Source organism: Eoetvoesiella sp., assembly GCF_035555955.1.
Classification (GTDB): domain Bacteria; phylum Pseudomonadota; class Gammaproteobacteria; order Burkholderiales; family Burkholderiaceae_B; genus Eoetvoesia.
Genome location: NZ_DATMGA010000011.1, coordinates 67,314 through 80,759, shown reverse-complemented (window position 1 = coordinate 80,759; position 13,446 = coordinate 67,314). Strand labels below are relative to the sequence as shown.

Genomic DNA, 13,446 nt, shown 5'->3' with positions numbered 1-13,446 from the left:
GAAAAGCGCGCCGCAAAAGAAATCACGCTATCATTTAACTCTTTGCGGCCGCAGCACCAGGGCGGCACAGGCCCACGGCCGGGCGTTTTCGCACCCGGTTTGCACACGCCGCGCTCCTTACCTTATCCGACTGTCTTATGCTTTCTGGGCAACAACAAAAACTCATCTCGATCATCAGCGCCGCGGTAGCGCAAGCCGCCCCCCAGGCCACGCCCAATATCCTGCTCGAACGGCCCAAGGTCGCCGCGCACGGCGACATCGCCACCAATGTGGCCATGCAGCTGGCCAAACCGGCCAAGCGCAACCCGCGCGAACTGGCGCAGCAAATCGTCGACGCCATCATGGCCCACCCCGAAGCCGCCCAACTCGTCGCTTCCGCCGAAATCGCGGGGCCCGGCTTCATCAATTTCCGCCTGACCGCCGCCGCGCGCCAGGCGGTGCTGCATGCCATACAACAAGAGGGCGACCGCTACGGCACCCTGCCGCCCAACCACGAGAAAGTGCTGGTCGAATTCGTCTCGGCCAACCCCACGGGGCCCTTGCACGTCGGCCACTCCCGCCAGGCCGCCCTGGGCGATTCGCTGTGCCGCCTGTTCACGGCGCAAGGCTACGACGTCACGCGCGAGTTCTACTATAACGACGCCGGCAATCAAATCGACAACCTGGCCGTCAGCGTGCAGGCGCGCGCAAGGGGTATCGCGCCCGATTCGCCCGATTTCCCGGCCGACGGCTACAAGGGCGACTACATTGCCGAAATCGCCGCCGACTTTCTGGCCGGCAAAACCGTGCAGGCCGCCGACGGCAATTCGGTGACCGCCAGCAAGAACCTCGATGACCTGGACGACGTCCGCCAGTTCGCCGTCGCCTACCTGCGCCGCGAACAAGACCTGGATCTTCAGGCCTTCAACCTCAAGTTCGACAATTTCTACCTGGAAAGCTCGCTGTACACCAGCGGCCGGGTCGAAAAAACCGTACAGACCCTCATCGCCGGCGGCCACACCTACGAAAGCGAAGGCGCTTTGTGGCTGCGCACCACCGAGCTGGGCACTGGCGACGACAAAGACCGCGTCATGCGCAAAAAGGAAGGCGGCTACACCTACTTCGTGCCCGACGTGGCCTACCACGTAGCCAAGTGGGAACGCGGCTTTCATCGCGCCATCAACATCCAGGGCAGCGACCATCACGGCACCATCGCACGGGTGCGCGCCGGCCTGCAAGGCCTGAACCTGGGCATCCCCAAGGATTTCCCGGCCTACATCCTGCACAAGATGGTGCGCGTCATGCGCAATGGCGCCGAAGTCAAGATCTCCAAGCGCGCCGGCAGCTACGTCACCATGCGCGACCTGATCGACTGGGTCGGCCAGGATGCCGTGCGCTACTTCCTCATCCAGCGCCGGGCCGATTCCGAATTCGTCTTCGACATCGACCTGGCCCTGTCCAAGAGCGAAGAAAACCCGGTGTACTACATCCAGTACGCCCATGCACGCATCTGCTCCATGCTGGGCCAGTCAGCCGAGCTGGTCGGCCAGTTGCCCCAGGCCGACGTCAGCGTACTGGCGGCGCCCACCGAGTTCGCCCTCATGCAGCGCCTGGCCGAATACCCCGGCATGGTGACGCTGGCGGCCCAGGAACTGGCGCCTCACCATATTGCCTTCTGGCTGCGCGACTGCGCCGCCGATTTCCACGCCTGGTACAACGCCGAACGGGTGCTGGTCGACGACGCCGGCCTGAAGCTGGCCCGCCTGCGCCTGGCCCAGGCAACCCGCCAGGTTCTGGCCAACGGCCTGGCCCTGCTGGGCGTATCGGCACCCGAAAGGATGTAAGCTCCCAAACGGAGATTAGCTTTTACTATGGCACGAAACAGTCGCAAATCCTCAAGTTCGAAATCCGGGGGCAGCACGCTGTTCGGCATGCTGGCCGGCCTGATCATCGGGCTGGCCATTGCCGCGGGGCTGGCCTACTACGTCACCAAGGCGCCCATGCCTTTCGTCGACAAGGTCACGCGCGAGAAGCCGCAAACCCAGATACCCAGCAATGTCGACCCCAACGGCGCGCTTTACAGCAAAGACGACTCGGCGCCTTCGGACAGCCCGCTGGCCAATGCGCCGCGCCCCCTTTCGCCCGGCGAAGCGCCCGCGCCCTCCATGAACGACGAGATCGGCGCGCTGCTGGTCACCTTGGGCGCGCCCGAGCCCGGCGCCGATAAAAAAGAAGCGCCGGCCAAAGAGGCTCAGGCCGCGCCCCCTTCCAAATCTGCGCCGGCCTCCCCGGCTCCAAAGACCTCCGAAACCCCGAAACCGGCCGCGCCGGCGGCGCACCCCGCGGCCAAGGCCGAACCCGCCAAGCCAGCCAAGCCGGCCTCGACCCAGACCACCTACTACCTGCAGGCCGGCGCCTACCGGTCGGCCAACGACGCCGATGCCGTCAAGGCGCAGATCCTGATGCTGGGCCTGCCGGTGCAAGTGCAAAAGGCCCAGGTCAACGGCGCTACCATCAACCGCGTGCGCGTCGGCCCCTTCAAGGGCATCGACGAAATGAACCGTTCGCGCGCCCGCCTCAGCGAGGCCAAGATCGACTCGTCGGTGGTGCGCCCATGACTCATTCGCAATATCGTTTGAACTTGCCGGCTTCCATCCGGTCATAACCCATTCGGTCAGGCGCCGAAAAGTTCAAGTCTTCGAATCCACCAAACAGCACATCAAGCTCAGGATGCATAGCCATGTCGTTTAAAAACCTGTTTCTTCGCACTTTCGCCATCGCCGCCCTTGGCGCCGCCTCTCTGTTCGCGCCTCTTGGCCAGGCCCAGGCCGCCGGCCAGCAGTACGTCACGCTGAACCCGGCCCAGCCTTCCGACACGCCGGACAAAATCGAGATCCTGGAGTTTTTCGCCTACAGCTGCCCGCACTGCGCCGCCATGCAGCCCATGGTCGAAAAATGGGCCAAGACCCTGCCCTCCAACGTCGTCCTGCGCCAGGTTCCCGTAGCCTTCAACGCCAGCATGACCGATCTGCAAAAGCTGTATTACTCGCTGCAGGCCCTGGACCGCATGGACCTCAACGACGAAGTCTTCAAGGCCATCCACACCGAGCACAAGCGCATCTTCGAAGCCAAGGCCATCGCCGACTGGGCCGTCAGCAAAGGCATCGACCGCGCCAAGTTCGAAGCGGTCTTCAATTCTTTCGGCATCAACGCCAAGATCAAGCGCGCCAACGAACTCACCCAGTCCTACCAGATCGAGGGCACGCCCAGCATCTCGGTGGGCGGGCAATATGTGGTTTCGCCTTCCATGACGAACAGCTACCAGGGCACCATCGACGTGGCGCAAAAGCTGCTCGACGGTCTGCTCAAAGACAAGAAGTAATCATGTCGAAGGGGGTGTTCGGCGAACCGCCCGAACGCCCCGGCGCGAGTAGCGTTACGACCCGCCGCGCCTTGCCGGCGCGGGTTCCCGGCCGCAGAACCACGCTCAGGGCATCAAGCCCGCGCTTTGTCCAGGGCCTGGGCCAGGTCGGCGACCAGGTCCTCGACGGCCTCCAGGCCGATATGCAGGCGCACGACCGCGTTGTCGCCGCCGCCCCAGTAGCTGTGCTGGGTCAGCGGCGCATGTTCGACCAACTGCACCAGGCTTTCAAAGCCGCCCCACGAATAACCGATCCCGTATAGCGTCAGCGCATTCACGAATCGCCGCGCCTGCGCGTGGTCGAGCGCCAGCTCGACCGACAGCATGCCGTTCGAGCCATGGCAGTCGCGTTGCCACAAAGCATGGCCTGGATCCTGCGGCCAGGCCGGATGGTAGATGCGCGCGGTTTCGGGGCGTGACGCCAGGAATTCGCAGACCCGCAAGGCGTTTTCGGCGTGCTGGCGCATGCGGATGGGCAAGGTGCGCACGCCGCGCAAGGCCAGCCAGGCATCGTCGGCGCTTATCGAATACCCCATGGCATAGTGGGTTTCGTTGAGACGCCGCACGAGCTCGGGGTCGTTGGCCATGACCGCGCCCAGCATCAGGTCGGAATGCCCGCCTATGTACTTCGTGCCCGCCACCGCCGAAACATCGACCCCCAGGTCCAACGGACGGTAGACATAGCCCGCGCCCCAGGTGTTGTCGGCAGCAAGCACCAGTTTGTGCCGCCGCGCGAACTCGGCCAGCGCGGGAAGGTCAAGCATTTCCATGAGCAGGGAGCCCGGCGACTCGACATACAGCATGCGCGTATTGGGCCTGACCTGCGACTCGAGCGCCCCGGGCTCGGCGCGGCAGTACGAGACCTCGATGCCCATGCGCCGCAGCACGGTCTTGTCCAGATGGCGCACCGGGCCGTATACGCAGTCGGCCACGATGACGTGGTCGCCGGCGTTGAGCAGAGCCATGAAGACCAGGGTGACCGCCGAAAGGCCCGACGGCGCCAGGAAAGCGCGCTGCGTCCCCTCCAGTTCGCAAAACACCTCTTCCAGCGCGGCATGCGTGTCCATGCCGGAGCGGCCGTAGGTGGCGATGCGCTCGCCGTCCGCCTTGTCGGCCAGGGCATGGTCCAGCGCCTCCAGGCTGGCGAAGCGGACCGTGCTGGTCCGCATGGAAGGCAGCGCCACCGGCGCCGACTGGGTTTTGGGATTAAACTCGGCAATGCCCGAATGCAGCAGCTGGGTTTCTAGACGCGTGGTACCGGTATGAGCCATGACTTCCGAGGTTGGTTTGGATGGTTCGCAAAAATACCCTGAGCGCGGCTGCGCTTGGCAGCGGGCTCGGGCCATGTCCAAAACTACCACATTTTGCCCGTCCAATCCGGCGCAACGCCGCGCGCCAGCCTCGCACAACGTACTTATTCGCCATGCTCACCCCTGAAATCGCCCTGTCTTTCTTCGGCATCGCCATCCTGCTGGCCCTGGCCCCGGGGCCGGACAATGTCTTCGTGCTGATGCAGTCGGCCATGTGGGGACGCCGCTCGGGCATGCTGGTCGTGCTGGGCCTGTGCACGGGCCTGGTCGGCCATACTGTGGCCGTGGCCGTCGGGCTGGCCGCGCTGTTCGCCGCTTCCGAAACCGCCTTCATCGTGCTCAAGCTGGCCGGGGCAGTCTACCTCATATACCTGGCCTGGGGCGCCTTCCGGGCCAGGCCGGATACCCACGCGGCCTCCAGGCCGCCGCGCCAAAGCAATGCCACGCTCTACCGGCGCGGCATCGTCATGAATCTCACCAACCCCAAGGTGTCGCTGTTCTTCCTGGCCTTCCTGCCGCAGTTCACCTCGGCGGCGCGCGGCTCGGTGGCGCTGCAGACGCTGAGCCTGGGCCTGCTGTTCATTGCCGCGACCTTACTGGTGTTCGGCTGCATCGCTTTTTTTTCCGGCGTCTTCGGCGAGCTGATACAACGCTCGGCCAAGGCGCAGCGCCTGCTCAATTATTTTGCCGGAACCGTGTTCCTGGGCCTGGCCGCCAAGCTGGCCTTCGCCAGCCGCTAGAAGCCTGGGCGGCCGGCACACCGTCGACAGGCCGAGCTGCCCTAGGGCCTAGCCCGCCAGGCTGAAGCGGAAGACGCCGTCGCCGCCGAGCTCGCGCTTAAGCTTGCCCTGGTAATACAGGGCGTGCAGATGCGCCAGCGCCTCGCCGATGGCGAAGGTGATTTGATGCGTGTCCAGCTTGCGGTGGAACATGATGGGCACGATGTCGTTGGCGCTGCGGGGCGTGCGACAGGCCGCCATGACTTCGTCGAGGCGCTCGGCATGATGGGCGTGCTGCTGGGCGATGCGCTCGTGCAGTCCCTTGAAAGGGCGGCCGTGCGACGGCAGCACCACAGTGTCCTCGGGCAAGCCGTCGAACCGCTTCAGGGACTTCAGGTACAAGGGCAGCGGATTGGCCTCGGGCTCGAAGCTGAACACGCTGACGTTGGTCGAAATGCGCGGCAGCACCATGTCGCCGGAAATCAGCATTTGCAGCGTGTCGCAATACAGCGCGGCATGCTCGGGCGAATGGCCGTAGCCCACGATGACCCGCCACACGCGGCCGCCGATGGCGATCTCGTCGCCATCCATGATGCGCCGGAAACTGGCCGGCGCATCGGGCACCAGGCTGGGGTAGTACGAACCGCGCTTGCCGATTTCCTGAATGGCCTGCGGGTCGGACAGGCCGTGGCGAACAAAATGCGCCAGGGCCATATCGCCGCCGGCGCCGCCCTCGACCTGATTCTGCAAAGGCGCGCGCGACCACAGGCGCGCCGTCATGAACTCGGTCATGGTGATCCACAACGGCGCGTTCCAGCGCTCGCAAAGCCATTGCGCCAGCCCCACATGGTCGGGATGCATGTGCGTGACCAGAACGCGCAGCACGGGCAGGCCGTCCAGTGCGGTTTCGAACACTTGTTCCCACAGCGCCTTGACGTTGTCGCGCGCGACCCCGGTATCGACCACCGTCCAGCCCTGCCGGCCGTCGATTTCGTCGCGCAGCAGCCATACGTTGATATGATCCAGCGCGAACGGCAGCGGCAGGCGGATCCAGCGCACGCCGTCGCCCACGGTCAGCGCGCGGCCGGGTTCGGGAACGGCCTCGCCCCAGGGGTAGGTCAGTTTCTGTTCGTTAGGGTTCATCCAGCATCTCCAGGCTTTTCAACGGTTTCGGGTAGTTTACGTTACCGCCGCCGCTAACGTAATATAAGTGCATAGGTGTCAGGCGAAGCACCCCTCCTGCAAAAAGGGCGCTGAGCCTAGCGCCGCGGCCACCCCATGGTGCCCCGCACACTGGAAGGAAGACGGACATGACTATTCCGGGCCTGAACCTGGACCTTGGCCAGGATCTCGACATGCTGCGCGATGCCGTCCGCCGCTTCGCTCTGGCCGAAATCTCGCCGCGCGCCGCCCAGATCGACAAAACCGACCAATTCCCCATGGATCTCTGGCCCAAGCTTGGCCAACTGGGCCTGCTGGGCATTACCGCCGACGAAGAGTACGGCGGCCAGCGCATGGGCTTCCTGGCCCACATGATCGCCATGGAGGAAATATCGCGCGCCAGCGCGGCGGTGGCCTTGTCCTACGGCGCGCACTCCAACCTGTGCGTCAACCAGATCAACCGCCACGGCACCCCCGAGCAAAAGCGCAGGTACCTGCCCGCGCTCATCAGCGGCCAGCACGTCGGCGCGCTGGCCATGAGCGAGCCCAATGCGGGTTCCGACGTCGCCGGCATGGCGCTGCGGGCCAGCAAAACGGGTGACCGCTACGTGCTGAACGGCACCAAGATGTGGATCACCAACGGGCCCGACGCCGACACCCTGGTGGTATACGCCAAGACCAATCCCGAAAAACACCAGCACGGCATCACCGCCTTCATTGTCGAAAAAGGCTGCAAAGGTTTCAGCGTCGCCCAGAAGCTGGACAAGCTGGGCATGCGCGGCAGCCATACCGGCGAGCTGGTTTTCCAGGACTGCGAGGTGCCCGAACAAAACATCCTGGGCGGCCTGGATCAGGGCATGGGCGTGCTCATGAGCGGCCTGGACTCCGAACGCGCCGTGCTGGCGGCGGGGCCGCTGGGCATCATGCAGGCGGTTCTGGACCTGACTCTGCCCTATGTGCGCGAACGGCGGCAATTCGGCCAGCCCATAGGCCAGTTCCAGCTCATCCAGGCCAAAATGGCCGATATCTACACCACCCTGCAGGCCAGCCGGGCCTTCGGCTATGCGGTGGGACGGGCGCTGGACCAGGCGGGCGACAAAGAGCAGCGGCGCGGGCTGCGCAAGGATTGCGCCGCTGCCATTCTGTTCTGCGCCGAAAACGCCACCCGCCTGGCAGGCGAAGGCATCCAGATACTGGGCGGCAACGGCTATATCAACGACTACCCCGCCGCGCGCCTCTGGCGTGATGCCAAGCTGTACGAAATCGGTGCCGGCACCAGCGAAATCCGCCGCATGCTCATCGGGCGCGAACTGTTCGGCCCGGCGCCCTGAGCCGCAAAAGCCTTACAATGGGGCGAAACCCCAAAGCGGCTGCGCCGCGGCAGAACACACATGAGCTACTCCGGCGATCACCAACGCATCGAGCCCATATCGCGCAATGCCTTATCGCCCCAGGCGGTAGCGCGCATCATCCTGAACGGCTTCGATCGCCACTACGCTCTGTTCCGCTACGGCGCGCAACGCGCCAAGGCCTTGTTCGAATCGGGCAACTGGCTCGCCATCCAGCAGCTCTCGCGCGAGCGCATCGAATACTACGATACACGCGTGCACGAATGCACCACCACGCTCGGCTCGGCCCTGAAGGACAGCCGGGCGCGGCCAGGCAACGCCGCCGCCGGGCGCGAGCTCAGCCCCGAGCAGCAAGCCTTCTGGCAGGAAACCAAAACCGAATACATCGGGCTGCTGGCCGGCCACAAGCAGCCGGAATGCGCCGAAACCTTTTTCAATTCGGTCTCGTGCCGCATCCTGCACCGCGACTACTTCCACAACGACTTCCTGTTCGTGCGGCCGGCGGTCGCCACCGAATACATCGACAGCAAGCTGCCGGCCTATCGCGTGTATTACCCAGGCACCGAAGGCCTGGAAAAATCCCTGCTCAACATGGTGGCCGATTTCGGCCTGGCCGCGCCTTTCTCCGACCTGCCCGCCGATGCGCGCCGCGTCGCCCGCATGGCCGTGCACGAGCTGCGCCGTCGCATTCCCCGCGACAGCGGCCAGCGCCTGGCCCCCGACTGCCAGATCCACGTCCTGAATTCCCTGTTCTTCCGCAACAAGGGCGCATACATAGTAGGCCGCCTCATCAACCAGGCCGCCGTCTTTCCCTTCGCCGTCGCCCTGCTGCACACGCCCGCCGGCCATATCGCCATCGATGCGCTGCTGCATTCCAGCGACGACCTGAGCACGCTGTTCAGCTTCACCCGCGCCTATTTCCTGGTGGACATGGAAGCGCCCTCGGCCTACGTGGACTTCCTGAACACGCTGCTGCCGCGCAAGCCCAAGGCCGAGATCTACACCATCATCGGCTTGCAAAAACAGGGCAAGACCCTGTTCTACCGGGACTTCCTGCGCCATCTTGCGCACTCGCACGACAAGTTCGACGTCGCGCCCGGCATCAAGGGCATGGTCATGACGGTGTTCACCCTGCCGTCCTACCCCTATGTGTTCAAGCTGATCCGCGACCGCATCGCCAAGCCGGGCATGGACCACGCCACCGTGCGGCGCAAATACCAGATGGTCAAGAAACACGACCGGGTGGGCCGCATGGCCGACACCTGGGAATACTCGCAGGTGGCGCTGCCGCGCGCGCGTTTTTCCGATGCGCTGCTGGACGAGCTGCGCCGCGAGGTTCCGGAACTGCTGGAAGAGGCCGGCGACGTCATCGTCCTGCGCCATGTGTACATCGAGCGGCGCATGACGCCCCTCAACCTGTATCTGGCCCGCGCCTCCGACGCCGCGGCCGAGGCGGCCGTGCGGCAATACGGCGACGCCATCCGGGAGCTTGCCGCCGCCAACATCTTCCCCGGCGACATGCTGTTCAAGAACTTCGGTGTCACCCGCCTGGGGCGCGTCGTGTTCTACGACTACGACGAAATCCAGCGCATGACCGAAATGAATTTCCGGCGCATTCCCCCCGCCCCGTACGAAGAGGCCGAGCTGGCGGCCGAGCCCTGGTATTCCGTGGGCCCCAACGACGTCTTCCCCGAGGAGTTCGCCACCTTCCTGCTCGGCAATGCCCGCATCGCCCGCAGCTTCACGCAATACCACGCCGACCTGCTGCAGCCCGAATGGTGGCAGGCCTGCCGCAGCCGGGCCAACCTGGGCCGGATCGAAGACATTTTCCCTTATGATGACAGCCGAAGGCTGCACAATGCTAAAGTAGTTCCACCCACACCCACATAGCAAATGGTTAGTGCGCTGTTTGGTTGATTCGCCGAATTCAAATGCACGAACCAAACAAACAAAACACTGGATTGTTGATTCGCAAGGAGTTACACATGTCTGATCCTATTGTCCTAGTTTCCGTCGCCCGCACGCCCATGGGCGGCATGATGGGCAGTCTCTCCGGCCTGGCAGCCCACGAACTGGGTTCCGTCGCCATCAAGGCGGCCGTCGAGCGGGCCGGCATCGCAGCCGACGCCGTCGACGAAGTCATCATGGGCAACGTGCTGCAAGCCGGCCAGGGTCAGGCCCCGGCCCGCCAGGCGGCATTGGGAGCCGGCCTGCCGAAAAGCGCGGGCTGCACCACCATCCACAAGGTCTGCGGCTCGGGCATGAAGGCCGCCATGTTCGGCCACGACCTGCTGCTGGCCGGCAGCGCCGAAGTCGTCGTCGCCGGCGGCCAGGAAAGCATGAGCAACGCCCCATACCTGTTGCTGAAAGGCCGCCAGGGCTACCGCTACGGTCACTCCACCGTCTACGACCACATGGCGCTGGACGGCCTGGAAGACGCCTACCAGCGCGGCACGGCCATGGGCGTGTTCGCGGAAAGCTGCGCATCCAAATACACGTTCACGCGCGAAAAGCAAGACGCCTTCTCGCTGGAGTCCCTGCGCCGCGCCCGCGCCGCCACCGAGGACGGCAGCTTCAAATGGGAAATCGCGCCCGTCACCGTTGCCGGCCGCAAGGGCGATACGGTCATCGACATCGACGAAGGCCCCACCAAGGCCATGCCCGATAAAATCCCCACGCTCAAACCCGCCTTCAAAAAGGACGGCACGGTTACGGCCGCCAACTCGTCCTCCATTTCCGACGGCGCGGCCGCCATGGTGCTCATGCGCGAATCCACCGCCAAGAAGCTCGGCGCCAAGCCGCTGGCCCGCGTCGTCGCCCACAGCCAGCACTCGCAGGAACCGGAATGGTTCACCACCGCGCCGGTCGGCGCCGTGCAAAAACTGCTGGCCAAGACCGGCTGGGCCGCCAAGGACGTCGACCTCTACGAAATCAACGAAGCCTTCGCCGTGGTGACCATGGCCGCCATGACCGAGCTCAGCCTCGATCCCGCCAAGGTCAACATCCATGGCGGCGCCACCGCGCTGGGCCATCCCATCGGCGCCTCGGGCGCGCGCCTCATCACCACCCTGGTGGGCGCCTTGCGCAAAACCGGCGGCAAGCGCGGCATCGCCACGCTATGCATCGGCGGCGGCGAAGCCGTGGCCATGGCCTTCGAAATGCTGTAACTAGGCAAGGGGGGGCGGCACGCCCCCGCCGTCCGTCCTGGAATTGCCATGCCCGCCATCGAATCCCGGATCGACCCCGCCTCGCGGACCTTCCGCGACAATGCGCAGTCCATGCAGCACGCCCTGGACGACTTGCGCAAGCACCTGGCCCATGCGCGCCAGGGCGGCAGCGAACAGGCGCGGCAAAAACATACGGCGCGCGGCAAGCTGCTGCCGCGGGAGCGGGTCATGCGGCTGCTGGATCCCGACAGCCGCTTCCTGGAGCTTTCGCCGCTTGCCGGCCACCAGCTCTACCACGAAGACACCCCGGGCGCCGGCCTCATCACGGGCATAGGCCGTGTTGCAGGCATCGACTGCGTCATTGTCTGCAACGACGCCACCGTCAAGGGCGGCACCTACTACCCGGCCACGGTCAAGAAGCATTTGCGCGCCCAGGAAATCGCCCAGCAGAACCGCCTGCCGTGCATCTACCTGGTCGACTCGGGCGGGGCGCACCTGCCCCATCAGGACCAGGTATTTCCCGACCGCGACCACTTCGGACGCATCTTCTACAACCAGGCCGTCATGTCGTCGATGGGCATTGCGCAGATCGCCGTGGTCATGGGCTCGTGCACGGCCGGCGGCGCCTACGTGCCGGCCATGTGCGACGAATCCATCATCGTGCGCAACCAGGGCACCATCTTCCTGGCCGGGCCGCCCCTGGTCAAAGCCGCCACCGGCGAAATCGTCTCGGCCGAGGACCTTGGCGGCGGCGACGTCCATACCCGCCTGTCGGGCGTGGCCGACCACCTGGCCGACGACGACGACCACGCCCTGCAACTGGCGCGCAACGCCGTCGCCAGGCTGAACCTGCCGCCGTCGCCGGTTCGCGGCGCGGCATTCGCCGAGCCGCGATACGATCCGCAGGAGATCAACGGCATCGTCCCCGCCGACGCGCGCCGGCAATACGATGTGCGCGAAATCGTCGCGCGCCTGGTCGACGGCTCGGAGTTCGACGAATTCAAGGCCCGCTACGGCACCACGCTGGTAACCGGCTTTGCGCGCATCGAGGGCATGCCCGCCGGCATCGTCGGCAACAACGGCATCCTGTTTTCAGAAGCCGCGCAGAAAGGCGCCCATTTCATCGAACTATGCTGCCAGCGCAAGATCCCGCTGGTATTCCTGCAGAACATCACCGGCTTCATGGTGGGGCGCCGCGTCGAGAACGAAGGCATAGCGCGCCACGGAGCCAAGATGGTCACCGCCGTGTCCACGGCGGCCGTCCCCAAGTTCACGGTCATCGTCGGCGGTTCGTTTGGCGCCGGCAACTACGGCATGTGCGGACGCGCCTTCAACCCGCGCCTGCTGTTCATGTGGCCCAATGCCCGCATTTCGGTCATGGGTGGCGAGCTGGCCGCCAGCGTCCTGGCCACGCTGCGGCGCGACGGCCTGCAGGCCAAAGGCCAGCCCTGGAGCGCCGAGGAAGAAGAAGCCTTCAAGCAGCCCATACGCGACCAATACGAACACGAGGGACACGCCTTGTATTCCACCGCCCGCCTCTGGGACGACGGCATCATCGAGCCCGCCGACACCCGTTCGGTGCTGGCGGCGGGGCTGCGCATGGCGCAAAACGCCCCTATCGAGGAAACCCGCTTCGGCCTGTTCAGGATGTAGGCGGCGCCTAGGAGCGTGGGCGGCAGAAACGTTCGAGGCGAAAAGCCGGCTGCGACAGGGCAGATTTTTGACGATTTGCCGGCCCATAGTGGTTCTATGGGCCAAGAAGCGGCGGAAATATGAACGGAGCAGACGGCTTTGCAGCCCGGACGGTTTCTGCCGCCCACGCTCCTGGCCTCGCATTGTGCCGGCCAATCGAAACCCGTAGAATGACGCTTGCGAATAATTCTCAACGCGCCTCTTTCGGCGCGCCCTTCAAATGGCGTTTTCCAAGCACCGCAAATTCACCGCATGGGTGGGACTGCTGGCCATCTGGCTGGCCGTGCTCATGCCGGCGATTTCGCAAAGCGTGCAGCACGAGCAGGGTCGGGAACTATCGCTTTCCATCTGCCTGCCGGGCCAGGCCTCCTCGCAGCTCAGCCTCGATTTAAACACCGACGCCGACCCCGGCCATCACCCGCAAACCGATCACAGCCTGAAGGCCTGCGCCTACTGCGGGCTGCTGGCCGCCCATGCGCCGCTGGCGCATGCGGTTGCCGGCGTGCAGGCCGGCGTAGCCGCCTGGCGACCCTTGGCGACTCCTCCTGCCGCCACGGTCGCGGCAGCCGTCCCCGAATACCCCTTCGCGCAGCCTCGCGCACCGCCTCTTCTGTCCGCCTGAGCCCTTCTCGCCGTCCTCCGCACCGC

General features: G+C 65.1%; 11 protein-coding genes. 9 read left to right on the top strand and 2 right to left on the bottom strand.

Going from position 1 to position 13,446, the window contains the following annotated elements:
• Nucleotides 1-137: 137 nt before the first annotated feature.
• From argS to VNT00_RS02205, 3 genes are all read left to right on the top strand, one after another.
• Nucleotides 138-1,823 (top strand): arginine--tRNA ligase, encoded by a 1,686-nt coding sequence (gene argS / locus VNT00_RS02215; protein ID WP_325584055.1) that lies wholly within the window; start codon nucleotides 138-140, stop codon nucleotides 1,821-1,823.
• A 27-nt stretch (nucleotides 1,824-1,850) separates the two neighbouring features.
• Entirely contained in the window at nucleotides 1,851-2,597 is a 747-nt protein-coding gene (locus VNT00_RS02210; RefSeq protein ID WP_325584053.1) for an SPOR domain-containing protein, read from the top strand.
• 122 nt (nucleotides 2,598-2,719) lie between these two features.
• On the top strand, nucleotides 2,720-3,361 hold the full coding sequence (locus tag VNT00_RS02205; protein WP_325584051.1) for a thiol:disulfide interchange protein DsbA/DsbL: 642 nt from the start codon (nucleotides 2,720-2,722) through the stop codon (nucleotides 3,359-3,361).
• A 113-nt stretch (nucleotides 3,362-3,474) separates the two neighbouring features.
• Here VNT00_RS02205 and metC read toward each other — a convergent pair whose 3' ends face one another.
• A complete protein-coding gene (metC, locus tag VNT00_RS02200; RefSeq protein ID WP_325584049.1) occupies nucleotides 3,475-4,671 on the bottom strand; it encodes a cystathionine beta-lyase in 1,197 nt (398 codons plus the stop codon).
• A 152-nt stretch (nucleotides 4,672-4,823) separates the two neighbouring features.
• On the opposite strand from metC, the gene VNT00_RS02195 reads away from it, so the two are divergent.
• Nucleotides 4,824-5,450 carry a LysE family translocator gene (locus VNT00_RS02195; RefSeq protein WP_325584047.1) on the top strand — a complete coding sequence of 209 codons (627 nt, stop codon included), beginning with the start codon at nucleotides 4,824-4,826 and terminating at the stop codon, nucleotides 5,448-5,450.
• Between the two features lie 48 nt (nucleotides 5,451-5,498).
• On the opposite strand, the gene VNT00_RS02190 is transcribed toward VNT00_RS02195, so the two are convergent.
• A complete protein-coding gene (locus tag VNT00_RS02190; protein ID WP_325584045.1) occupies nucleotides 5,499-6,572 on the bottom strand; it encodes an MBL fold metallo-hydrolase in 1,074 nt (357 codons plus the stop codon).
• A gap of 167 nt (nucleotides 6,573-6,739) precedes the next feature.
• Between VNT00_RS02190 and VNT00_RS02185 the strand changes: the two genes are divergently transcribed.
• From VNT00_RS02185 to VNT00_RS02165, 5 genes are all read left to right on the top strand, one after another.
• On the top strand, nucleotides 6,740-7,921 hold the full coding sequence (locus VNT00_RS02185; protein WP_325584043.1) for an isovaleryl-CoA dehydrogenase: 1,182 nt from the start codon (nucleotides 6,740-6,742) through the stop codon (nucleotides 7,919-7,921).
• A 60-nt stretch (nucleotides 7,922-7,981) separates the two neighbouring features.
• Nucleotides 7,982-9,829 carry a bifunctional isocitrate dehydrogenase kinase/phosphatase gene (aceK, locus tag VNT00_RS02180; protein ID WP_325584041.1) on the top strand — a complete coding sequence of 616 codons (1,848 nt, stop codon included), beginning with the start codon at nucleotides 7,982-7,984 and terminating at the stop codon, nucleotides 9,827-9,829.
• A 95-nt stretch (nucleotides 9,830-9,924) separates the two neighbouring features.
• Complete coding sequence (locus tag VNT00_RS02175; RefSeq protein ID WP_325584039.1) at nucleotides 9,925-11,106, top strand: acetyl-CoA C-acyltransferase; 1,182 nt, start codon at nucleotides 9,925-9,927, stop codon at nucleotides 11,104-11,106.
• Between the two features lie 48 nt (nucleotides 11,107-11,154).
• Complete coding sequence (locus VNT00_RS02170) at nucleotides 11,155-12,759, top strand: carboxyl transferase domain-containing protein (protein ID WP_325584038.1); 1,605 nt, start codon at nucleotides 11,155-11,157, stop codon at nucleotides 12,757-12,759.
• 259 nt (nucleotides 12,760-13,018) lie between these two features.
• Nucleotides 13,019-13,420, top strand: coding sequence for a DUF2946 domain-containing protein (locus tag VNT00_RS02165; protein ID WP_325584036.1), 402 nt, complete (start codon nucleotides 13,019-13,021; stop codon nucleotides 13,418-13,420).
• Nucleotides 13,421-13,446 lie beyond the last annotated feature (26 nt).